19 protein-coding genes, 1 pseudogene and 1 other annotated feature are annotated in these 25141 nt (G+C 36.7%); of the genes and pseudogenes, 15 read left to right on the top strand and 5 right to left on the bottom strand.

Annotated features, from left to right (window positions below):
* Window positions 1-275: 275 nt before the first annotated feature.
* The 4 genes from AMS59_RS16585 (at window position 276) to AMS59_RS16570 (ending at window position 6281) form a co-directional block, all read left to right on the top strand.
* Complete coding sequence (locus AMS59_RS16585; RefSeq protein ID WP_053484847.1) at window positions 276-1730, top strand: S-layer homology domain-containing protein; 1455 nt, start codon at window positions 276-278, stop codon at window positions 1728-1730.
* Between the two features lie 19 nt (window positions 1731-1749).
* Window positions 1750-4653, top strand: coding sequence for a VWA domain-containing protein (locus AMS59_RS16580; protein WP_053484846.1), 2904 nt, complete (start codon window positions 1750-1752; stop codon window positions 4651-4653).
* A gap of 247 nt (window positions 4654-4900) precedes the next feature.
* Entirely contained in the window at window positions 4901-5683 is a 783-nt protein-coding gene (locus AMS59_RS16575) for an MBL fold metallo-hydrolase (RefSeq protein ID WP_053484845.1), read from the top strand.
* Window positions 5684-5948: 265 nt separating this feature from the next.
* Complete coding sequence (locus AMS59_RS16570; protein WP_053484844.1) at window positions 5949-6281, top strand: hypothetical protein; 333 nt, start codon at window positions 5949-5951, stop codon at window positions 6279-6281.
* A gap of 222 nt (window positions 6282-6503) precedes the next feature.
* On the opposite strand, the gene AMS59_RS25390 is transcribed toward AMS59_RS16570, so the two are convergent.
* Entirely contained in the window at window positions 6504-6677 is a 174-nt protein-coding gene (locus AMS59_RS25390) for a hypothetical protein (RefSeq protein WP_156304699.1), read from the bottom strand.
* 303 nt (window positions 6678-6980) lie between these two features.
* On the opposite strand from AMS59_RS25390, the gene hemA reads away from it, so the two are divergent.
* The 6 genes from hemA (at window position 6981) to hemL (ending at window position 13329) form a co-directional block, all read left to right on the top strand.
* On the top strand, window positions 6981-8345 hold the full coding sequence (gene hemA, locus AMS59_RS16565) for a glutamyl-tRNA reductase (protein ID WP_053484843.1): 1365 nt from the start codon (window positions 6981-6983) through the stop codon (window positions 8343-8345).
* Window positions 8346-8529: 184 nt separating this feature from the next.
* Window positions 8530-9357: an inner membrane protein YpjD gene (locus tag AMS59_RS16560; RefSeq protein ID WP_053484842.1), complete on the top strand. Its 828-nt coding sequence runs from the start codon at window positions 8530-8532 to the stop codon at window positions 9355-9357.
* Window positions 9358-9375: 18 nt separating this feature from the next.
* A complete protein-coding gene (gene hemC, locus AMS59_RS16555) occupies window positions 9376-10308 on the top strand; it encodes a hydroxymethylbilane synthase (RefSeq protein WP_053484841.1) in 933 nt (310 codons plus the stop codon).
* Complete coding sequence (locus AMS59_RS16550; RefSeq protein WP_053484840.1) at window positions 10298-11059, top strand: uroporphyrinogen-III synthase; 762 nt, start codon at window positions 10298-10300, stop codon at window positions 11057-11059. The genes hemC and AMS59_RS16550 overlap by 11 nt, the downstream gene beginning before the upstream one ends.
* Entirely contained in the window at window positions 11056-12036 is a 981-nt protein-coding gene (gene hemB, locus AMS59_RS16545; protein WP_053484839.1) for a porphobilinogen synthase, read from the top strand. The genes AMS59_RS16550 and hemB overlap by 4 nt, the downstream gene beginning before the upstream one ends.
* Window positions 12037-13329, top strand: coding sequence for a glutamate-1-semialdehyde 2,1-aminomutase (hemL, locus tag AMS59_RS16540; protein ID WP_053484838.1), 1293 nt, complete (start codon window positions 12037-12039; stop codon window positions 13327-13329).
* 269 nt (window positions 13330-13598) lie between these two features.
* On the opposite strand, the gene AMS59_RS16535 is transcribed toward hemL, so the two are convergent.
* Complete coding sequence (locus tag AMS59_RS16535; protein WP_053484837.1) at window positions 13599-14180, bottom strand: GNAT family N-acetyltransferase; 582 nt, start codon at window positions 14178-14180, stop codon at window positions 13599-13601.
* A gap of 414 nt (window positions 14181-14594) precedes the next feature.
* Window positions 14595-15254, bottom strand: coding sequence for a VC0807 family protein (locus AMS59_RS16530; RefSeq protein WP_234007830.1), 660 nt, complete (start codon window positions 15252-15254; stop codon window positions 14595-14597).
* Window positions 15255-16322: 1068 nt separating this feature from the next.
* On the opposite strand from AMS59_RS16530, the gene AMS59_RS16525 reads away from it, so the two are divergent.
* Window positions 16323-16769: a CoxG family protein gene (locus tag AMS59_RS16525; protein WP_053484835.1), complete on the top strand. Its 447-nt coding sequence runs from the start codon at window positions 16323-16325 to the stop codon at window positions 16767-16769.
* Between the two features lie 146 nt (window positions 16770-16915).
* On the opposite strand, the pseudogene AMS59_RS16520 reads toward AMS59_RS16525, so the two are convergent.
* Window positions 16916-17096, bottom strand: a pseudogene (locus AMS59_RS16520) (IS5/IS1182 family transposase); the annotation flags it as partial.
* Between the two features lie 224 nt (window positions 17097-17320).
* On the opposite strand from AMS59_RS16520, the gene AMS59_RS26405 reads away from it, so the two are divergent.
* From AMS59_RS26405 to AMS59_RS16500, 4 genes are all read left to right on the top strand, one after another.
* Window positions 17321-18334, top strand: a complete 1014-nt coding sequence (locus tag AMS59_RS26405) for a valyl-tRNA synthetase (protein ID WP_234007829.1) — start codon at window positions 17321-17323, stop codon at window positions 18332-18334.
* A 268-nt stretch (window positions 18335-18602) separates the two neighbouring features.
* Window positions 18603-18881 (top strand) — a binding site (T-box leader).
* Between the two features lie 126 nt (window positions 18882-19007).
* Window positions 19008-21653, top strand: coding sequence for a valine--tRNA ligase (locus tag AMS59_RS16510; protein WP_053484834.1), 2646 nt, complete (start codon window positions 19008-19010; stop codon window positions 21651-21653).
* A 213-nt stretch (window positions 21654-21866) separates the two neighbouring features.
* Entirely contained in the window at window positions 21867-23159 is a 1293-nt protein-coding gene (locus AMS59_RS16505; RefSeq protein WP_053484833.1) for a folylpolyglutamate synthase/dihydrofolate synthase family protein, read from the top strand.
* Entirely contained in the window at window positions 23156-24409 is a 1254-nt protein-coding gene (locus AMS59_RS16500) for a folylpolyglutamate synthase/dihydrofolate synthase family protein (protein ID WP_053484832.1), read from the top strand. Before AMS59_RS16505 ends, AMS59_RS16500 begins: the two co-directional genes overlap by 4 nt.
* Before the next feature lie 63 nt (window positions 24410-24472).
* Here the strand turns inward: AMS59_RS16500 and AMS59_RS16495 are convergent, their stop codons facing one another.
* Window positions 24473-24889, bottom strand: coding sequence for an SRPBCC domain-containing protein (locus AMS59_RS16495; protein ID WP_053484831.1), 417 nt, complete (start codon window positions 24887-24889; stop codon window positions 24473-24475).
* Window positions 24890-25141 lie beyond the last annotated feature (252 nt).

The raw sequence follows: 25141 nt of genomic DNA, 5'->3' as shown, positions 1-25141 counted from the left end.
TTGACGACGAAGGTATTCAGCTTAAGCGAATTTAGAGCATGCTTATGATGAAAAATTTTGTCGCCCTACGAGTAGAAGACGAGCAGATTTTAACCTTATATTTTCAGGTGTGTTGATTAGGAAAATTTATTAATAGTTTTTTTTTGCTTATGAAAGCCAATCTTTTGCTGAATGTTGTAGTTAAAAGACTCATCTCATTATTTTGTAATATTGAAGAAATTATTGACAGCTTCAGATGGGATATGTATGGAATGAAAGAGAGGGACAAAAAAAGAATGCAAAAACATTTATCTAAAATATTGTTAGTAGTTCTTGCTGTATTTGTTATTGGAGCTACTATCCCAGAAAATGCATCAGCTGCTTCATTAGAAACAACAGGTGCTGTAAAAAATGAATATACATATGAGGAAGCTGTTTTCATTACAGGAACACCCATTATATTTAAAGGCACTAGTAAAGACATTAAAATCACACAAAAAGAATCTAAAGGAAAGCTAACTGAAACACATAGTTTAAAGCTAACAGCAAGTAACGGTGCTACATTGACACGAAATATGACCTATGAATCTGATGTTGTAGATTATGCTACGATTGGTCAAAAAACATCGAATGGTGTAGTGAAAAAGTATACGGAGAAAATTGTTGTCGGGAAACTAACTTATACTTTGGTAGATTACCAATTTTCACAAGGGACTGTAACGGACAATCGTGCAGCGTCTGATTATTACTCAGGTAATGTGATTTCAAGAAAAACATATGCCTTTCAAACTGGGACTGGAAAAAATGCAGTCCAAAATACTGTAACAATTGATACTGATAGTCGTCATGCTGGCTATGAAAACTTCTGGGGAGCATCAGAAACACAAATTACAGAAGCTGTTTATAACTATAGCGACGGTAAGACAAGCCATGTGAAAAATCGTTTATCTACAAGCAAATCACGCGTACTCAACTATGAACAAAACCTAGGTAGTTTAGGGAGCTTTGATGGTGGATATGCGGTAGTAAGTGAAAAGGATGTTATTTCTGAATATGCGTATGATTTAGCCTCTGGGCAAAAAGGTACTGTTGCCTTAGATAAAGCATACATGCCGACAATTGAACGTTTAATTATTCCTAAGTTCCGTGATATATCAAACCATAACGCGAAAGGAGCTATTGAAAAATTATACTCTTTAGGTATTTACTCTGATGCAAGTAACTTCTTCTCACCAAATACACCTATGAAGCGTATTGATTTTACAACGGCAATTGGTAAAGCGGTTGACTTACGTGTTATGGAAGAACCGAAAACGAAAAAATCGACATCAGCAACTAGTATTTTTAAAGATGTTAAACGTACGGTAAAAGATTATGCCTATATTGAGTCTGCTTTTAAAAAAGGAATTATTAAAGGTGTAACGCCAGAGTATTTCAAACCTGATAATCAAATTACTCGAGGTCAAGCAGCAACGATTTTTGTACGTGCATTAGGACTTGAAAATAAGGCGCCAGATCCAGGCTATGTGACGAAGTTTAAGGATGATGCGGAAATTCCTGACTATTCAAAAGACGGAATATACATTGCAAATGAATTAGGCTTAATGAAAGGTGACCCTGTAACAGGTCGATTTAATCCAAATCAACCATTAACGCGAGCACAAGCGTCATTAGTGTTAGAACGTTTCTTGAATTATTTGGAAAGTGACTTAAAACAAAACTATCGAGATGACATATTGTTCTTTAACTAAAGAAAGGACTGAAAAATAAATGACGTATGCTAAAAAAGCATTTCTATCCATGCTTTGTTTCGTACTAGTATTGATGACAGCAACTCCAGCCGTGACTCATGCCGCTACGACAATTAATGATGTTCCAACAAATAACGATAAATACAAAGCTATTTCATGGGCAGTCGATAATGATTTACTCTCATTGAATAGCGCTAATAACTTTTTACCTAATGAGCAAATAACTGATCGAGAGCTTGTTGTAATGTTTGCAAAGCTTGATAAAAACTATGCATTAACATATAACGACAGTGTCGCTTATAACTTCTATAGTGATTTTTATTTACCATTTAATGGTGCACACACGACAGCCAATCGTTCGAAAGCTGTTACACGTGGACAATTTGCGCGTATATATGCTGCCTTTAAAGGCTTAGATTTAGATGAGCCTCAAGCGGTTCAATATTTATACACAAATGATATTTCAACAGGAAGCACTGGTAAAAAGACATTTGCGGATTTCAATCCTTCTACAAAGCTAACTCGTGGAGATATTGCTGAATTTTTATATCGCGGTGTACAAAACGGTAACTTTGCTGTACTAGGATTAAAACGTGTTGCAGCAGGTCGTGATAACGATAAAATCACATTACCTTCAGGCTTCATGGGCTCAAACAATGCAGAATTCGAAGAGCCAAAAGATAAATCTAATGATTTTACTGGACCAGAGTATGTGAATAATGCTCTTCAAAGTATTGATGTTGAAAAACCAGATTTAATTGCTAATGATCAAGATTCAACGCTCATTACTGTATCTTTAAAAGCTTGTAATGGTGATCCAATACCTGATGATAAATCTTATACATTCCGTGTAACATCATCATATGGTGCAAAAATTGTAGATACATCGGGTGAAGCTGTTCGAAATGTACAATCAGATGGCTCTACTGTTTCTGCGATTGTTATAGCACCAAAATTAACAAAAACTGTACGTGATACAATTACATTTGAGCTTATTAACAACACAGATCCGGGCATGAAATGTCTTGTAGGCCAAAAACTAAATGCAAATGTCCGTTACTTACCTCAGCCGGAAATGCGCATTGATTATCAAGTATATGATCCAGCAAACAAAGATGATGATAATGGAAATGTAACACCTCCATATGTGCCGTATGAAAAATTACCTGAGTTCTTTACAGAAAACATTGTTAACGTTCATTGGATTGATACAGATAAAAAGCAATTTAGTATTGGACAGCAAACGAATGTAACAAATGCTTTAGGAAATGTTGAAAATATATATTTACAATATGGTGGCAGTGATAAAAAATATCCTGCATTAGGCTATGAAAATGCCATTTTACAGTTTGAGAACTATAATATTTCAGTTTGGCTATTCGAAACAATTATTCAAAAACGCTTGAAGGATTCTATTAATGATAAGATCGAAATTATGTATATGATTTCAGATGATGGGCGTCCAATTTATCGTATTCAAGGAATTGATGATGCGATTGCTTCACAGGTAGAGAACATAAACCCAGTCGGTGCTATTATTCAACTTATGAGTTATATGCCAGACGAAAAACACTTAACGCTCGAGCATTATGATAGTGTCATGAAAATTTATGCTATTTTCTCAAACTTGAGTAACTATGATCGAACAGTATTATTAAAATACCAAGGTGGTAAATTGCTCGGTCAAGTAGAAGCCTATAAAAAACGAGTGGAAGCATTAAAGGAAAGTGCGGATGCGGCATCAAGACCGTCTGGTAAAAATCGTTATACTAAGGTAATGGTTACATTAGTAAGACCAGGTGGAGAAATTATTACTGACTACCAAGGAACAGTAAAAATTAAATTTGATGGTGTTGAGAAAACAGCTTCATTTGTTACAAATACTTCGGATTATTTAAAGAACTCAGGAAGCCCAGGAACAGCTGTAGCATATTTTGACTCGGTTATTTATGGGAAATCTAAAGCTGAAGCAACATTAGTAAATAAAATAGATCCTCGTTATGCAACAATATTGAAGGATTTAAAAGATAAAACATTTACAAAGGAAATTTTCACAAATCCTTACTTTAGTAAAAATGCTTGTTCTTTAGCAACAGAAGTCGCTTACGTAGTTGATTACTCTGCTTCCATGAAAGCTTCTGACGAAACAAATTACCGCGGTAAGAAAATGATGGAAGTAATCAATCAAATTAATGCTAAAAATAATATTGTTATTGAAACAAATACAAAAGCTACTGTTCTTGGAGAGGGTAGTACAGACAATGTCTTGAAAAAAGATCTATATAAAGCGTCGAAAGAGAATGGTGCCACAGATATTTTTGCAGGTATAGACATTGCACTGTCTAAATTCTCCAATGACTCGAAAACCTCAAAAGCTATAGTTGTCGTATCAGATGGCAAAACAAGTAAGTCGAAAATGACAAAAGTGCTGAACGATGCAAAAAATAAAGGGGTTAGGGTTTACACTGTAAGTATGGGGAAAAAATCACAAGTCAATGATGCAATTTTAATGCAACTGGCTGCTGAAACTGGTGGTACTTATTACCACGCTAACGATAACTTACAATTACATCAAGTTTTCCAAAAAATGATTGATTCAATTTTATGTAAAACTTCGTCTGCAAGTTGCGTGAATCCTGAAAATCTATTTGAAGAAGCGACAGTCACTCTACGCAAAGGCAATATTACAATGAATGCGAGAATTGATGGTAATTGTTCAAATGTTGCAAAGGTTAATGTACGATTCCCTTCTTTAAGTGGAGATGTGCAATTTGAATTGAATAAGCGTAGTGATAGTGTTTACATGCTAACAAAAACAGTTCAAACAATGCAGGACTTCAAAGTTAATAATGAGATTGAATTTGTAGCATATGATAAAGACGGTAAAATTATAGCTACAAAAACCGTGACGATTACAAATTAATAGATAAAAGTTATTTTTAAGCTGAACTAATTCTAACAATTAGTTCAGCTTTTTTACTCTAGATGAAATATTCATATAGTAATTACCAACGTGGGGGTGATTGCAGTGAATTATTTAGTTTGGTTTCGTTACTTAAATAGCAAGGAATATGTGAATACTATATCGAATAAGAACAATATGGTGATCACTTCTTGCCTGTTTACGGATAATATTGAAAGTCATAATCGTACTTTTTGGGGGGATTATTATGGTTAAGGACTCGTGGTTTACGATTCAGGAAATCGATAATAAAACATTCGCAATTAGTGAATATGGACATTGGGAAAAGGTGCATTCATTTCTATTAGTCGGCAATGAAAAAGCAGTTCTTATTGATAGTGGTCTTGGAATTGATAATATCAAACGCATAACGGATCAATTGACTGATTTGCCGATTGTTGTTTTAACAACTCATGTGCATGCTGATCATATTGGAAGCCATGGAGAATTTGAAAATGTTTATGTTCATGAAGCTGACTCAGATTGGTTAACTAATGGTATTGAAGGATTGACCATAGAACAAATAAGAAGAGATATTAGTAGAGACATAACAATTCCAACTCCAAAAACATTTAATCCAGAAACATATAAACCATATCAAGGAACCCCAACTGGCTTATTACAAGATGGTGATGTGATTGATATAGGGAATAGAGAATTAAATATTCATCATACTCCTGGGCATTCTCCAGGTCATATATGTGTTTTTGACAAAACAAACGGATATTTGTTTACTGGTGATTTACTTTATGATGAAACACCTATCTATGCTTTTTACCCTTCGACTAACCCACTTGATTTAGTTGATTCCTGGGAAAAGATTTCAAAAATCCCGTATGTCACGAAAATTTATGGTTCACATAATACATTAGGTCTTGAACCAAGTATTTTACAAGAACTTGTAAACGCAGTTAAGGAACTTAAAGAAAAGGATCTAGTAAAGTTTGGAACAGGGATTCATAAGTTTAAAGGGTTTAGTGTACAGTTTTAATTTTTTCTTGAACGGAGATATAAGCTCACCACCTTCCATAGAAGGTGGTGGTTTTTTCATTATGGTGATACCCTTATTCATTTAATAATTTTAATGAATTCGGGAATATTACACCTAAAGATATTTTGAGGTGGAGACAAATAGGTAGAACTGTTTATCTTTTCTTAGTTTCATTTTGTCCACTTTTTTATTAACATTACATGCATCTGCAAAGGATAAACCAAGTCCTTATGAAGAAACATATCCCGAAATAGGATATAAATCGGTGGAAGAAGCAGTGGATGATTTTGAACAACACTTTAAGCAAAAATTAAAGCTACCATTTAGAGTGCCCCCTATAAGCTTTACACATCATTTTGGACGATTCTCCGATTCAAAGTATGAAGGAAATGACGCACTTGAAGTGACATTTATCAATGACCAATCATCCGAAAATCACTATAAAATTGATATTCGTCCACTTAAGTATAAATTGCCTCTAAGAGAGAAATATGTAGTGAATACTTTTAAATTAAAAAATGGGAAAGTAGCCACGTATATGACTATTTCAGGTTTTAATGTCCTCGTTTTCGAGAGAGACATTTGCAGTATATGCTAAATATCGATAATCGAGTTGAAATAAAGTGACGCTTGAAACTTTAGTAGACGTAGCCAATTCTATTGATTATTAAATGGGACAAAAATTTTGATGTGACTCGAGAACAATAGTATAGAAAAGTAAAAATAGCCTTGTTAAAGATAATTAAACAAAGGCTATTTTTTTATATCTTAAAATAAATTTCATTTAAACTGTTCAAATTAATAATAGAGACGTTCAAATTTAGTTCGACTCTATTAGGATGATCTTTTTAAAACGTATGTCATGTGGATAAGTTGATTGTAGTGGAGGCTTGGCGACTCCTTGGGGATCAGTAATAGAGGAACGAAGGCTAAAAGCATCACGTCCTGTGATAACGCCTTCGTGACCTACATCGTGTAGGCCGAAGCGGCTCATCGGACGCCCCCAGGAAGCTCTGCTCTGCGCGAAAGCGAAGCGTCAGCGGCAAAGCGCCAAGCCGGAACGGAAATCAACCACACGTTTTGGTTAAGAGCTATTTAATTCTGTCCTTTTAAAACAATGTCCTGGACAAACATTAAATTTGAAACAGAACGTATAATTTGTTACACTTAGTTTATAATAATTCTAATTTAGATGACGAATTTCAGTTCTTCATGACATGTTCACAAATTATTGATGAACTCTTGTCGAACTGTGCTATAATGAGATTTGTCAATTAGAACGTGAGAGGTGTTATTCATGCATACCATCGTAGTAGGCTTGAATTATAAAACGGCGCCAGTTGAGATTCGTGAAAAGTTATCATTCATAGAGAGTGAACTACCACAGGCAATGGAAGCGCTGCAAAAGCAAAAGAGTATATTAGAAAATGTTATTGTTTCGACATGTAACCGCACAGAAATTTATGCAGTAGTTGATCAATTGCATACTGGACGCCATTTTGTTAAACAATTTTTAGCAAATTGGTTCGACCTGCCTGTGGAAACATTTTCATCGTATTTAACAATTCGCGAAGAAGATCAAGCAATCGAACATTTATTCAAAGTGACAGCTGGAATTGATTCGATGGTACTTGGCGAAACTCAAATTTTAGGACAAGTACGAAAAAGCTTCTTAAGTGGACAAGAGATTGGAACAACAGGAACGGTATACAATCAGCTATTTAAACAAGCGGTGACATTTGCGAAGCGTGCACATAATGAAACGGCTATCGGTGAGAACGCGGTATCGGTCTCTTATGCAGCAGTTGAATTAGCAAAGAAAATATTCGGATCTTTACAACGTAAACATGTAGCAATTTTAGGTGCAGGGAAAATGGGAGAGCTTGCTATGGAGAACCTTTACGGTAGCGGTGTAGGAAAAGTAACCGTCATTAACCGTACGTTCGAAAAAGCAGAAAGTCTGGCAGCTAAATTTGACGGTGAAGCAAAATCTATGAAGGAACTACAATGTTCACTACTAGAAGCGGATATTTTAATTACGTCTACAGGTGCAACAGATTATGTTATTGATTATGAATTGATGCAATTTGTTGAACGTTTGCGTAAAGGTAAACCATTATTTATGGTAGACATTGCGGTTCCGCGTGATATTGATCCACGTGTTGGAGATTTACCAAATGTTTTCTTATATGATATAGATGATTTACAAGGCATCGTCGAAGCAAACTTAGCTGAACGTGAACGCGCTGCGGCTGATATTTCTTCAATGATTGGCAAAGAGATTGTACAATTTAAAGATTGGGTTACGACTCTTGGCGTTGTCCCTGTCATCTCGGCTTTACGTAAAAAAGCGAGTCATATTCAAGAAGAGACAATGATTAGTATTGAAAATAAAATGCCGGATTTAACGGATCGTGAACGTAAAATTTTAAGTAAGCATACAAAGTCTATTATTAATCAATTGTTAAAAGAACCAATTTTACAAGCTAAGGAAATGGCAAATTCACCAAAAGCAAATGAACAGTTACGTTTATTCCAACAAATTTTCGGTATTGAGGATGCTGTGGAAGCTGAAGTTACTGCGATGACAAAACAAGAGCTTGAACGCAAAGAACGCTTACAGTCATCACAATCTTCCACTGAACCAAAGTATTCTTTCTAGAGATGTTCGCAGTGCAACTTTAAAAAAGTTGTTCCTTCGAGCTTTTTCCTGCGAACGAGATTTTCTACTGATATTAAATGAGGCGTTTTCGTATCTGTATGGTAAACTAAGGATACGAAAACGTTTTTTTTTCTAGGCTAAAGTATACTACTTTAGCACTTTCAATATAAAGAAGGGATGTCTATTGGCTGATTTGACAATGACAAGGCTCTATGAAGTAATGATCGTCTTGTATGCGATCAGTCTAGTATTTTACTTTACTGATTATTTTTATAAGCAAATACGCGCAAGACGAATTGCTTTTTGGCTTGTTTCATTTGTATGGGTTATTCAAAGTGCCATTATCATATTAACTTTTGTGGAAACGAAGCGTTTTCCGATTTTATCCTTGTCAGAAGGGATTCTCTTTTATTCCTGGCTACTCGTGACTTTATCTATTGTATTACACTGTATTGCACGGGTTGATCTACCGGTATTTATTATTAATATATTAGGATTTTTATTCGCTAGTATCTTTATTTTTATGCCGAAAAGGTCAACAGGAATAGTTAGCGATACTTTAATTTCGGAATTGCTTTTTATTCATATATCATTTGCAATTTTATCGTACGCAGTGTTTTCGTTAACATTTGTTTTTGCGATATTGTATTTAGTTTTATATCGTTTGCTTAAAAAGAAGAAATGGTCACATTTATGGACAAGGTTGCCTTCACTACAGCAGACGAGCAACTGGATGAATGTTTCATTTTACATTGGTATTCCAGTGTTATTTGTAAGTTTAGTTTTAGGGTTTGAATGGGCACTACTAACGCTAGAGAGTTTTTCAATTTTTGATGCGAAGATTATTGGGTCCTTTATTATTTTAATTTTGTATTGCTTTATATTGTATGTGAATCGTAAACGTAAGCTGACAGGGACAACTTATGCGTGGGTACATATATACGCTTACCTATTAGTCGTTGTTAACTTCTTTTTAGGAAGCAGTTTATCACGATTCCATTTATGGTATTAGAAGAGAGGTTGAAGACTGTTGAGAAAAATTATTGTAGGTTCTAGGAGAAGTAAGCTAGCTTTAACACAAACAAATTGGTTTATCAATGAGTTAAAAGCAGCCGGTGCACCATTTGAATTTGAAGTGAAAGAAATTGTCACGAAAGGTGACCAAATTTTAGATGTGCAGCTTTCTAAGGTAGGTGGTAAAGGGCTTTTCGTAAAAGAAATTGAACAAGCACTTTACGACAAAGAAATTGACTTTGCTGTCCATTCTATGAAGGATATGCCTGCAGTCTTGCCTGAAGGTTTAGTCATTGGCTGTATTCCACCACGTGAAGATGCGCGTGATGCATTTATTTCAAAAGGACATGTGAAATTTGCCGATCTTCCAGCAGGAGCTGTAGTTGGGACAAGTTCTCTTCGTCGCAGTGCTCAACTTTTAACAGTCCGTCCAGATATAGAAATTAAATGGATTCGTGGAAATGTAGATACACGCTTAGCTAAACTTGAAACGGATGAATACGATGCGATTATTTTAGCGGCAGCTGGACTAAAACGCCTTGGCTGGAGCGATGATGTAGTGACAGAGTTTTTATCTGTAGAGGAGTGTCTACCAGCAGTAGCACAGGGTTCTCTAGGTATTGAATGCCGTGGAGACGATACGGAGCTATTAACGGAATTAGGCAAGTTAACAGATAGCCTTACATGGAAAGAAGCACATGCAGAACGTGCTTTCCTAGCGGCTATGGATGGTGGCTGTCAAGTTCCTATCGCAGGATACGCAAAGTCTAATGGGGAAGAAATTACATTAACTGGCCTTGTTGCTGCACCAGATGCTTCAGTTGTTTATAAGGAAACGGTTGTGGGCACTGATGCGGAAGTAGTTGGGAAAGAGCTTGCTGAGATTTTAACGAAGCAAGGTGCTTTTGATTTAATTCAACGAGTAAAGGCAGAGCAAGATGCAAAGTAATTTACCTTTAGAAGGTAAAACTATTATTTTGACAGGTACATCTAAGACGACAACAATAATAGATGACATTACAGCTTTAGGTGGTCAAGCAGTAATTGCCCCATTGATTGAAACTTGCGAGATTATCGCTAAAAACGATGATGTGCATTTAGCGTTTGCCTGTCAATTTGAATGGCTCATTTTTACGAGTCAAAATGCTGTAGAAGCTTTTGCCAGCAAAATGCAACGATTGAATGTAAGTGCAGGGCATTTTCAAGGGAAAATTGCTTCTATTGGTACTAAAACTACTTCAGCTTTAGAAAATCTAGGATTCCATGTGAGCTTTATGCCTTCTATATTTAGTGCAGATGTATTTGTTCAGGAATTTCCTAGTGTTGCAGGTAGTAATCCTACTTGTCTATTTATTCGTGGAGAAAAAGCGAAAAAGACATTAGAGGAAGGGCTGCCCTTTAAATTGAAGGAATGGACAGTTTATGAAACGATTGAGCGACACGATCAAAAACAATTATTGATTGAATGTATCCGTGCGAATAGCGATGTCACAGTGATTTTTGCTAGCCCTTCCGCTGTTGAAGTCTACGCAAAGGATGTAGCTTCGGTAATCGGTTGGGAAGCCGTTCGTGTAGCAGCAATCGGTCATATTACAGAAGCTGCTATTTTAAATCACGGTGCTTTTGTGGATGTTATGCCGAGCGTATATACAATGCAAGCAGTCATCGAGGAAATAACGAAAGTAGGAGAAATAAAATGACAAAATTACAATTTCAAAGACATCGTCGTTTGCGTGCAAATGCTGCAATACGATCAATGGTAAAAGAAACATACTTACACAAAGAAGACTTAATTTATCCAATCTTCGTTATTGAAGGCGAAAACATTAAAAATGAAGTATCTTCTATGCCAGGAGTATTTCAATTTTCATTAGATAAACTTGAAGCTGAGATTGATGAAGTTGTTGCTTTAGGTATTCCTGCGGTTATTTTGTTTGGCTTACCTGCAGAAAAAGATGCAGTCGGAACTGGTGCATTCCATGATCATGGTATTGTGCAAGAAGCAACTCGACTTATTAAAGCTCGTTACCCAGAGCTTTTAATCATCGCAGATACATGTTTATGTGAATTTACAGATCATGGTCATTGTGGCTTAATTGAAGGCGAACAAATTTTAAATGATCCTTCATTAGATGTTTTAGCACGTACAGCAGTATCACAAGCGAAAGCGGGTGCGGATATCATCGCTCCATCGAATATGATGGATGGTTTTGTGGCAGCAATCCGTGCTGGTCTAGATGAAGCAGGCTTTGAAAATGTTCCTATTATGTCATATGCCGTAAAATATGCATCTAGCTATTACGGGCCATTCCGAGATGCAGCTGATGGTGCACCTCAATTTGGTGATCGTAAATCATACCAAATGGATCCATCAAATCGTATGGAGGCATTCCGTGAAGCAGAGTCGGATATAGCAGAGGGTGCAGATTTCTTAATCGTTAAGCCAGCTCTAAGTTATTTAGACATTATTCGTGATGTAAAAAATAACTATACATTACCGATTGTTGCATACAACGTTTCAGGTGAATATGCAATGATTAAAGCAGCGGCTATTAATGGCTGGATTGAAGAGAAAAATGTAGTGCTTGAAACGTTACTTAGCATGAAACGTGCAGGCTCAGATTTAATTATTACGTATCATGCTAAAGATGTTGCACGTTGGTTGGAGGAGAAATAAATGACGCGTTCTTACGAAAAATCAAAACAAGCATATGCTGAAGCAGTTAACTTAATGCCAGGTGGTGTTAGTAGCCCAGTACGTGCATTCAAATCCGTAAATATGGATCCAATCTTCATGGAATCTGGTCACGGTGCTATTATTAAAGACATTGATGGCAATGAATATATTGATTATGTATTATCATGGGGACCTCTTATTTTAGGTCATACACATCCAGAAGTTGTACAAGCAATTGCAGAAACAGCAGCGAAAGGCTCTTCGTTTGGAGCACCAAGCTACACAGAAAATCGATTAGCCAAATTAGTGTTAGATCGACTACCTGGTATGGAAATGATTCGCTTCGTGTCATCTGGGACAGAGGCTACGATGTCTGCTTTACGCGTAGCTCGTGGTGTTACAGGACGCGATAAAATTTTAAAATTTGAGGGCTCTTATCATGGTCATGGAGATTCCTTGCTAATTAAGGCTGGTTCTGGGGTAGCTACATTAGGCTTACCTGACAGTCCTGGTGTCCCAGCGGATATTGCACGTAATACGTTAACAGTAGCGTACAATGACTTAGCAGGGGCAGAACTAATTTTCGAAAAGTTTGGTTCAGAGCTTGCGGCAGTAATTGTTGAGCCAGTTGCAGGAAATATGGGCGTTGTACCTCCACAACCAGGCTTCCTACAAGGCTTACGTGAATTAACAAAGGAACATGGATCATTGTTGATTTTTGATGAAGTTATGACAGGCTTCCGTGTTGACTATGGTTGTGCACAAGGTTATTTTGATGTAACACCAGATATGACAACATTAGGAAAAGTAATTGGCGGTGGACTTCCTGTCGGTGCATTTGCAGGGAAAAAGGAAATTATGGAGCAGGTAGCACCAGCTGGTCCAATCTATCAAGCTGGAACATTGTCAGGGAATCCATTAGCAATGACAGCAGGCTATGAAACATTATCTCGTCTTGATAATAGCTCTTATGAATACTTCAAAAAGCTAGGAGATCAATTAGAGGCTGGTTTCCGTGAAGCAGCAACGAAATACAATATTCCACATACTGTAAATCGTGCTGGTTCAATGATAGGTTTCTTCTTTACGAATGAAGAGGTTATTGATTTTGCTTCAGCAAAAACGTCTGATTTACAATTATTCGCTGAATACTTCCGTCTAATGGCAGAGGAAGGTATTTTCCTACCGCCATCTCAATTTGAAGGTTTATTCATTTCTACTGCACATACGGAGGAGCATATCGCAAAAACGGTTGAAGCCTTCCATAAAGTATTTGCACAATTAGCAAAATAAAAAAGGGCGAAAATACGTTCTATTTATGAAGTAGTGTAAGTAACCACTTCTTATCAATTCTAACATTTGATAGGAGGTGGTTTTTTGTATGCTTTTAAAATTTGCATATGAGGACTTTATTGCAGATAGACGATATCGGTTAGACTTAGGTGCTCTCAGGTTGACTGTGAAGGCGTAACAAAAAGGCTTGCATATATGAAAATCATCATAAACCCAAGTCCTATCTTGATGAAATTTATTAAATGTTAAAATAGGACCTTTACGTCGAATTATTTGAAACACTTTTCATAGCAGATACAATGATGTTTGCGGGTAATATTATTGAACTGTTCAATATCATCACTGACATAGTGAGCGAATGTCGAAACAGGAAATAAATTTGAAACATTCGTTGCTATTCTATTATTCATTTCATTCCCTTCAAAATAAAGATGATAATATGATTCGACTTGATTAAAATCCATTTTATTATACCAATTTTGTACCCATTCATCGTCACGTGTCCATGCCTCAAAGCGATTTAGATTTAGTCCAATCGCTCTTTTTTCAGCAATTTTTAATAAATTTTCACCTATACCTCTTCGTGCATAATCAGGATGTACAGCTATATGCCAAATCATACCGCCTAAACCGTTTCCTCTTGAACAAACTGTACCTTCTTCTACTTCATATTCAACATCAATTAAGCCTACAATTATCCCATCTATTTCGGCTACTAGCTCAATAGAAGGGTGTTCATAGACTTCTTTTTTATTTAGCACATTGTCATAATAAGCTGTATTTAGAAAAGCAAGAACTCTACAGCGTAGCCAACCTTGCTCATCTTCTTTTTTATAGTTTCTAATTAACATTTTCAACATACCTCCATTTAAATCTGCACGTTTCCTAACTGACAGAAAATTCTATTATTAATAGAAAGCTTAACATAGTAAACCAAAAGGTGGTAGAAAAATGGTGAAAATATAATCTTACAGAAGTGCCCAGAGCTACTGTAGCTTCTGGGAGCGTTGAAGATGAAGAGTGTTCGTGAATGAGGATATCCAATATTAATAATGGATTCAAAATATATAAATGAGGTAGCAAAAATTTTAAGCTTGAGGCTTATTTACATCCTCAAGCTTTTTTCTGTACTAACTGTTACATGATAGGCTTATCCATGTTTGGAATTTAAGTAGTTAACGAAGTACCATTGTTGAATTAGAGTTTAAACCCTACATCGAAAGAAAAGGAGGACTATTCAACAATCACGTTTGATCGTTGGCTAGCTATATTTTTTTGTCTTGTAATTGCTTTTGCTGCTTAGCAAAAAATTTTTGTACTGGGATATTTATATAAAAGAACATCCCCATAATTAAACCTGAGAAGATCCAACCTGAGATTTGCTTATATATCAACATTTCACCATAGCCATCAATCCCAAAATTATTAAGCAGGAATACAGTTAAACCTGCCATGAAAAGTCCTCTGATAATAAAGATAACTTGAATAAATTGAAACCATTTAAAGATTCCTTTTTGATAAAATAATGCTCTACTGTCCTTTCGTTCATAACCTTGTAAATATACAAAATCAACAGCAAAGTATAAAGAAAAAGGACGCTTAATCACTAGTGAAACAAAATATAGAAATGAATAAAAAAGACTTAAATATATACCATTCCAAATCATTTGCTCTGCTGACCCAGATAGGAGATCCACCGTTGTGCCGAGTGCTAATGAGCCTAAAATAAATAAACCTGTTATGTTAAACTGCTTATCTAAAATAAAACGGTAAATGGTATAAATAATTCCCGGAATAGTTGAAATCAGCATTGCTACGTAATGACCAAAAGGTTCCCTACCAAAATTCCATATAATATATGGTAATGCTACATAAAAAATCAGATCTAATAGAATAAGCTTTTTGTTTGAATGCTGTTTTTTCACCATATTCCCCTCCATTTCTCTCTATTCAGCTTTGCCCCTCAATACTTGTAGAGTAGAGGTTTAAACTACATAATTTTTTCTAATTGATCAACAAGCTAAGACATTGTTCTAAACTAAAATACGTCGTTTGTTTAAGTACATTTCTTTGCAATCTTTATTACGATATTAACATGAATATCTAGTATGGAAATACCTCTCAGCTAAGAAATCTATAGAGGGAGATGATTTTATATATTATTCTAATAGTTTTATACCAGATCAGGTGTGTTGATTAACCATTTTTATACATCCAAAGAGGCTGATTTCCGCTACGGGCTACTCGCTTTGCCGCTGACGCTTCGCTTTCGCGCAGAGCAGAGCTTTTTGCGGGCGAGCGTCGAGCCGCTTCCTCCGCTTCCTCCGCTTCGCTCCGTGCAGGGTCTCGGGCCAACACGATGTTGGTCACGAAGGCGTTATCACAGGATGTGATGGTTTTAGCCTTCGTTCCTCTATCGCTTTCCCGCGGGAGTCGAGTAGCCCTACGCTACAATCAGTTAAAATGGAAATATATTGGCAAAGTGGTAACGAAAAAATCCTTTTATCGCTCAATAATAAACTTATTTTTTCCTAATCAACACGCCTGATACCAGATATTATATAACCCGTTCTTGTTTTGGTAGGGGGATTACTTTAATTATATGTATTCTATGTAATAAGTATTGAATTAATAAGAATTAGATCTATCTTGACAAGATTATCGTTTGGGTACACGTACTACCGAGCGACAAAAGATGTAGTTACACTAATGGAAATCTTCAATCATTCAGTGGACTTATGATAATTGTGTTTATGTAGTTAATTACCTAATTTAGTGAAAGTGCAGGACTATGGAGAGAGAGTGAAGGAGCACGGCCTTTGTCTGCCATGGTTTTAATTTTTGCACGTTAGAAAGTGCATTGGATTATCGATGAATGAAAATAATCGTTACAACTTGAAAAAAATTATTAAAATTATAACTTTCAGCATAGCCAAATTGTGGGCGAAATCGTATATAATATAGCTATTCGTAAAAGAAAGTAGTGAATTGATATGGCAACAGGCACACATATGGTCGAAGTACCCGTAGGAATTGAAAATGTATGGGATTTCGTTAGTGATATGGAAAAATGGGCAAAGCTTGTCCCAGGTTATAATGCACATGAAATGATTGATGAAAAACATTCAAATTGGACGTTTAAAGGCAATGTTGGTGTTCTGAAAAAAACAGTACAAGTAGAAATTACTATTTTAGAATGGGCAGCGCCTACAAAAGTAACATTCGAACTAAAAGGACTTTCTGACAACTTTTCAGGAAACGGTTATTTCCTAGCAGAAAGTATTGATGCAGAAAATACAAAAATGACAGGCTTCTTAGAAGTAACAGCAGGAGGATTAGCTGGTCCTGTTTTAAATCCAATCTTTAAGCCGATCGTACCAAAAGCAACACAAATGTTAACAGATCGTGTAGCAAATAAAATTAAATTGGTGAATGTATAATTACATTTTTGAAACAACAGTAAAAAGGCATGCTAGAAATTTTCTAGGGCACTGAAAAACTTACGTTTTCATAAAAGCGAACCTTTTTCAGATAAAAATAAGGCACTTCTTGTTCAATTTTGAACAGGAAGTGCCTTATTTCTGTCTCGAATTGGAGGAATGGCATTGCGTCCATTGTCTAAACAATATTTTTGTTTTTAACTCTTCTAAAATGAATGAAAAATCAACAAGTTCATTGATTTGGCGAAGCATATTATCTTTTGGCACAACAATATTGTAGATCGCCATATATGGACTTAAATTAAGGGTTTCTTGATTTGAAATCATCGGGGGTACCACCTGCACATTAAATCTTTTTTTATAAAGGAAAGCGTGATTAAAATAATAGTATGATACATTGCGTTGTTTGGAGAAGCATCGCTCGCCCGCGGAAAGCGAGCGGAATGCTTCGGAAAACAACAGTAGAGTCACAGTGCCAAATGAAAAAAGCGAGGTATTCAACGATTAAATCGTTGAATACCTCGCTTTGTGAGAAGATATGGACTTTTTCAGTGCCCTCGAAATTTTCTAGTATGCCTTTTTTAGACTCATTATCAAAACGTGAGGTTGATTTCCGTCGCCGAGGAGAAATTGATTCATCAACCTTTAGCATACTATCCCTCGGAGCTTCATATGATGCAAGGGGAGGGATTATTATCGAACACAAAACTTGGAATATGAGTGAAACTTTTTGTTTTCCTGGTTATGGCTGCCCAACGGAAATAGCAGCTGTACAAATTAAGCCGCGATGGCAGACAATGCAGTTAGAAGATTCTCTACGATTAATGGGTATTTATCATATCACAGCACATGTTCGCTTTGATTTTCAAGACATGCAAGCTTTCATGGATGATGAAGAATTAGTACAAATCGATGCGCTAGATATTCAAGGGGATACTGGTTATTTTGAGTATGCAGTTCCTTTAAATGTGGATTTACCAAAGGATGCAGCTATTGAAGATCTAATGGTAAAGGATGTTCGACCTATATTGACTAATCAGATGTGTCAGCTCGAATGGACGGTTACAAGTGTATTTAATGAGCTTGAGCCAGCATTTGAAAAAGCTCGTGTTTTAGAAAAACAGCCTGTCACAGTCAATGCCTCAGCTCAAATCGAGAAGGTTGCTCATATAGAAGAAACGACACAGGTAAAACAACCTGTAGCAGTAGTAGCCTCAATTCAAGAAGAAAAACCTACAGCAGTAGTAGCCTCAATTCAAGAAGAAAAACCTACAGCAGTAGTAGCTTCAATGCAAGAAGAAAAATCCACAACATCCATAAAAGAGGAAAAAGCAAAGGTTGTAACATTTGCAGCACCAAAGGAAAAGTCTGAAGCTGTAGTGGCTTCAGACAAAAAAGAAAAACCTGCACCAGTTGAGCAAAAATCAGTGTTGAGGGAATCCTCAAGTCATATTGTAGTCCGTGAATCCAGCTCTTGGCATGAAGTTCCATCGTTGATCTGGGATTTAACGGAGGACTATACACCGCTAAAGGTTCGTGTTTCAAATGACATCATTCAAAAGTAAATAGCATAGGAGAAGCAGGAGCAATAAGATGATAAAATCTCCAGATGTCGGAAGGATGATGACATGTATAAACTGAAAAACACAAATTGGTACAATTATCGTTCTGCAATAAAAACGAAATTGTCGTAGCCAAGGTGGTAAAAGCCAAGGATTATACTTGCGTCGTCGCATTTGAATTTCACTTCCTTTTCTAGTAGTGCTTCCTAAAAAATGACTAAATCACTTGAACAATTGCACGATTTTGCGGTACAATGTGAAAAAGTCGAATATAGATGCTATGACAGGGAAGAGTAAATTATGAGTACATTTTAAGAGAGGAAACGGTAGCTGAAAAGTTTCTATTTGTACCTAATTGAATGTAGCCCTCGAGCAGCTTTAGTGAACTAACAGTAGTTAAAGCCGGTTAAACACCGTTACCGAATTGAGAGCCAGTAGTAAAAGGCTTAAGCAAGTAGTACATTTTTTTCTAATGAAATGTGTGACTGCTTAACTTACCTCTACTGGAATTAAAGGTGGTACCGCGAACTTAAACTCCTTCGTCCTTTTAGACGTTAGGAGTTTTTTTTATTTTCATTAATCTTCTGGTAAATGTGCCTCAGCATGAGACATAAAAACAGAATGATTGGTACGATCTCACACCGGTAAAATTAATACGTCAACAGGAGGAGTCAAAATGACAGAAAACATTTCAATGCCTACAAAATATGATCCGCAGTCCATTGAAGCAGGTCGTTATGAATGGTGGTTACAAGGTAAATTTTTTGAGGCACAGCCTACAAGTGAAAAGGAGCCTTATTCTATTGTTATTCCACCACCGAATGTAACAGGTAAATTACATCTTGGTCATGCTTGGGATACAACATTACAAGATATCCTAATTCGTATGAAACGCATGCAAGGTTACGATGCACTTTGGTTACCAGGAATGGACCATGCAGGTATTGCAACACAGGCAAAAGTAGAGGCCAAACTACGAGAAGATAATATTACACGTTATGATTTAGGGCGTGAAAAATTCCTCGAAAAAACATGGGAATGGAAAGAAGAGTATGCTGGGCATATTCGCGATCAATGGGCGAAGCTTGGTCTTGCATTAGATTATTCTCGTGAGCGTTTCACACTCGACCAAGGTCTTTCTGATGCAGTTAAAACTGTTTTCGTTCAATTATATGAAAAAGGCTTAATCTATCGTGGCGAACGCATTATTAACTGGGATCCTGCTGCAAAAACAGCATTATCAGATATTGAAGTTATTTATAAAGATGTTCAAGGTGCATTCTATCATATGAAGTACCCATTAGCTGATGGCTCAGGATATGTGGAAGTTGCGACTACACGTCCTGAAACAATGCTAGGAGACTCTGGGGTTGCCGTTCACCCGAAAGATGAGCGCTATCAACACTTAATCGGTAAAACAGTTATTTTACCAATCGTAGGTCGTGAAATTCCTATCGTAGCAGATGACTACGTAGATATAGAATTTGGTACTGGGGTTGTAAAAATGACACCAGCACACGATCCTAATGACTTTGAGGTTGGTAACCGCCACAACCTAGAACGCATTCTTGTTATGAATGAAGATGGTTCAATGAACGAGCTTGCTGGCAAGTATAACGGTATGGATCGCTTTGAATGCCGTAAGCAAATCGTAGCTGATTTACAAGAAGCAGGCGTGCTTATCCGTATTGAAGAGCATACACATTCAGTAGGTCACTCTGAACGTTCTGGTGCTGTTGTAGAGCCATATCTTTCAGCACAATGGTTCGTAAAAATGCAACCACTCGCTGATGCAGCACTTGCTCTTCAAAAAGATGAAGAAGGGCAAGTAAACTTCGTACCATCTCGTTTCGAAAACACATATTCTCGCTGGATGGAAAACATTCGTGACTGGTGTATCTCTCGCCAGTTATGGTGGGGTCATCAAATCCCAGCTTGGTATCACAATGAAACAGGTGAAATTTACGTAGGAAAAGAAGCACCAGCAGATGCAGAAAATTGGACACAAGATGAAGATGTATTAGATACATGGTTCTCGTCAGCACTATGGCCATTTTCTACAATGGGTTGGCCAGATGAGACAAACGAAGAATATAAACGTTACTATCCAACAAGCACACTTGTAACTGGTTATGATATTATTTTCTTCTGGGTTTCTCGAATGATCTTCCAAGGTCTTGAATTTACAGGTCAGCGCCCATTTAAAGACGTATTAATTCACGGTTTAGTACGTGATGGTGAAGGGCGTAAGATGAGTAAATCACTTGGCAATGGTGTAGACCCTATGGACGTTATTGATCAATATGGTGCCGACTCATTACGTTACTTCTTAGCTACTGGATCTTCACCTGGTCAAGATTTACGCTATACAACTGAAAAAGTAGAAGCAATTTGGAACTTCTCTAACAAAATTTGGAATGCCTCTCGTTTTGCTTTAATGAACATGGAAGGTATGACATATGATGAAATCGACTTAACTGGTGAAAAATCAGTTGCCGATAAATGGATTCTAACTCGCTTAAATGAAACAATTGAACGTGTAACATCACTTGCAGACCGTTACGAATTTGGCGAAGTTGGCCGCGAGCTTTATAACTTCATTTGGGATGATTTCTGTTCTTGGTATATTGAAATGGCGAAATTACCGTTATACGGTGATGACGAAGTAGCTAAGAAAACGACTCGTTCTATTTTAGCTTACGTTTTAGATCAAACGATGCGTCTATTACATCCATTCATGCCATTCATTACGGAAGAAATCTGGCAGCACTTACCGCATGAAGGTGAATCAATCACAGTGGCAGCATGGCCAACTGTACGTAAGGATCTTCATTTTGCAGATGAAGCGGACAACATGAAGCTCCTAATGGATATTATACGTTCAGTACGTAATATTCGTGCGGAAGTTAATACACCAATGAGCAAAAAAGTGCCGCTATATATTTCAGCGAAGGATGCTGCAACGGTTACTGTACTTGAAGCAAATAAAGCATATTTAGAAAAATTCTGTAATCCAGAAACACTAACAATTGGAGAAGGCTTAGAGGCTCCTGGTCAGTCAATGACAGCAGTAGTAACTGGAGCTGAGCTATTCCTACCACTTGTTGGACTTATTAATCTAGAAGAAGAAATTGCTCGTCTTGAAAAAGAATTAGAAAAATGGGCAAAAGAAGTCAAACTTGTAACTGGTAAGTTATCGAATGAGAAATTCGTGTCCAAAGCGCCAGAAGCATTAGTGAATGCGGAGCGTGAAAAATTAGCCGATTATGAAAGTAAACATGCGGTTGTATTAAAACGTTTAGAAGAACTAAAAAATATGTAAGATTGAGACAGCGGATGGCAATATAGTCATCCGCTGTTTTTTTGGTTCATCTTGCAAATGTTATTTGTAGCGACAGCATACCAAGGCGAAATTGATTTGCAACTGTGTTTTTTTAGCTTTCATTCAAAGTGCAAGAGTTTTTTTCGAAATGTATGTGTATCGGGCGCTACTTGTACTAAAATAGAGATATTGTAGTAAGAGGGAGTGTTTCTTTTGTTTAAAACGATGAAAGAATGTACAGATTTTATTTTTACGTTAAAGGCAGTTGATCATAAACGTGCACCGCTCGTATTAATGCGAGAGGTATTAGCGCTTCTTAATAACCCACAGGACAGGCTACGCGCTATCCATTTAGCAGGCTCAAATGGAAAGGGGTCAACAGTGAATGCGCTAAGAGAAATGTTACAACATGCTGACTACACTGTAGGCGCCTTTACTTCACCTCATTTAGAGCGTGTTAATGAACGTATGACTATTAATGGAAATCCAATTTCTGATGCACAATTTTTACACTATATGAACAAAATTGCTGAGATTATTGAGACCCATTATGAAGGTGACTTTCCGAGCTTCTTTGAAGTTGTGACACTTATTATGTTCCAATATTTTGCGGATGAAGAAGTGGATATTGCGCTGATTGAAACTGGACTAGGTGGACGTTTAGACGCTACGAATGTCATTACGCCCCTAATTTCAATTGTTACTACGATTTCATTAGAACATACTGCGTTTTTAGGAGATACATTAGCAAAAGTAGCGTTTGAGAAGGCGGGAATTATTAAAGAAAGTGTACCTGTTGTAGTGGGTGTTAAAAGTGAGGAGGCACTTACTGTTATCAGGGAGGTAGCAAATGAGTGTCATGCCCCATGCCTTGTTTTAGGGAAGGATTTTACGGTTGAAAACATTGAACAAGGAACTAATATGCAGCACTTTAATTACCGAAAAGCAAATGTGGAGATGTTAGCTGTCCCATTAAAAATGGCAGGCCCGCATCAAATTAATAATGCAAGCCTTGCGATTACGGCGATCCTAACGTTACGAGACAATGGAGCCGTTGACATTTCAGATGAATCAATCCGTCAAGCTTTGGCTAAAGCTCTGTGGGCTGGCCGTTTCGAGCAATTACCGGGCAATATTATATTAGACGGAGCACATAATTCTGAAGGAACTGCCTCACTTATTCAAACTCTTAAAACGGTTTATCAAAACCAAAACTATCGATTTATATACGCGGCATTATCGGATAAAGATCATGCGAAAAGTATTGCTTTAATGGATAGTATTGCTACATCAATTGCATTTACACAAATTGAGCTACCGAATGCTATGCCTGCTGATCAATTAGCTGCATTATCTACAAATACGAACAAAATGTATAATGCGAATTGGCGTGAAATGGTTCAAACGATACTACATCAAAGAAATAATGAGGATGTTATTGTCATTACAGGCTCATTGTATTTTATAGCTGAAATACGACAATGGCTACAGGGGGAACAACGATGATCCCAAGATTGAATAGCTACAAGGAAAAGTGGAATGTTCAGAGTGATGATGTTATTAAACCTGGTCTAACTGCGATTGAAGAGGCATTGGCACGAGTGGGTAATCCAGAAAACAAATTGCAAGTCGTGCATTTAGCAGGGACAAACGGTAAAGGCTCGACACTTACATTTCTAGAATCGATCGCCAAAGAACATGGCTTACGTGTTGGTAAATTTATGTCTCCTTGTATTGTGGACGTGCATGACCAAATTCAAGTAGAGGGTCAAGCTATTACAGAAGCGGAAATGAATCATGTATTCCAACAAATGCAGGCAGCCGGACTCAGTGGGAAACTAACAGATTTTGAACTGTTAACGGTTGCAACATTTTTACATTTTGTTGCTAGTAATGTAGATATTGCCCTTATTGAAGCAGGTATGGGGGGCTTACTTGATAGTACAAATGTGGTTACACCAATTGTGTCAATTATACCGAGTATCGCATTAGAGCATACGAATTTTTTAGGAGATACGATTGAAAGTATTGCCCATCATAAAGCAGGGATTATTAAGACATATCGCCCAGTTATTATCGGTGATTTACCGTTAGAGGCGAAGAATATAGTCTATCAGGAAGCCTCAAAAAAACATTCATCCGTTCTTGAGCTAAATCATCAATTTTATGTGGCACAAGAGAAAGATGGAGAGAGTTATGTGCATAATGACAATGGCCTCCGTATTACAAAGCTTACACGCACTATAAAGGGAACACATCAGGCGAATAATATGGCACTTGCTATTACAGCCTTTTTCGAAGTGGCGACTGCATTAGCGTTACAAATTAGTAAAGAAGCTATTCAGAAAGCTGTGAAAAACGCAACAATTTTAGGACGTTTTGAAGAGATTATGCCTTGTATTATTTTAGACGGTGCGCATAATCCAGCGAGTGCTGAGAAATTAATAGAAACGATTAAGCATGAGTACCCAGATGAGCAGATTACTTTTGTAATTGGAATTCTTGCAGATAAGGCTGTAAAAGAGATTTTGCAGCATTTCGAGCAGGTAAGTGATAATTTTTACTTTGTTGATTTCGATAATCCCCGTGCGATGGCTGCTCATAACATGCTTGAGCTGTCCAACGCCTCTCATAAAGCAGTTTTAGAAGAGTATGTGCCATTTTTAAAACAACAGTCAGCAAACAAATCGAGGACGATTGTATCGGGTTCTTTGTATTTATTAACCGAAGTACGTAGTAGATTAAAAAACAATTAACATGTAGTTAGTATATTTCAAGTATAAATCAGGTACTCATAAAAAAAAGAGTACCTGATTTTTTCATTTGGGTATTCTCTCTTTGAGTTCCGTAAGTACTTTTTCCCAATACTTTTTCATTTCTTCTCGTACATTCTGATTAGAAAGTTTTTCTTGATGAAAGCTAATTGTTGTTTTATCGCTTGCACTCGGTATAATACGAACTTGTACGGTCGATGCCTTTTCCCATCCTACCTTTTGCCAAGTTAGGCGAAGTTGTTGTAAAGGTTTGACAACACGTATTTCTCCTGACCCTAATTTCGTAATATAGTTCTGTCCTGGTTCAAGGATAATGATCATACTCTCTCCTAACCATACGTTTAATCCATCTTGTGAAGTAACTAGGTTCCATGCTTCCTCTTGGGAAATCGGGAACATCCTTCTAACACCTACTTGAAACCCTACTGTTTTTGTTTGTCCAATAATTTTCGAATTATCCATCTACTTACCTCCATAACGAATATTTGTATATAAATAATATTATTTCTAGTTCTGTTTTCTATTTCCTTGTACATCCCCGAAATTTTTGGATAACCGAATTATCTTCATTCAGTAGAAGACTCCTTTGATAGAGGTGCAAAAGAGTAGAATAAAAAATCCATCTCTTAGTAAATCTTTTGTTACAAAAATAGTTGATTTTGCAGTAAAACCTCGAAAATAACTAGTAAATCAAAATTTAGTAAATTCGCATTT

Source organism: Lysinibacillus sp. FJAT-14745 (assembly GCF_001275675.1).
In the GTDB taxonomy this organism is placed as follows: domain Bacteria; phylum Bacillota; class Bacilli; order Bacillales_A; family Planococcaceae; genus Lysinibacillus.
Note: the sequence above shows the minus strand (reverse complement) of the source record. Positions and strands in the feature narration are given on the sequence as shown.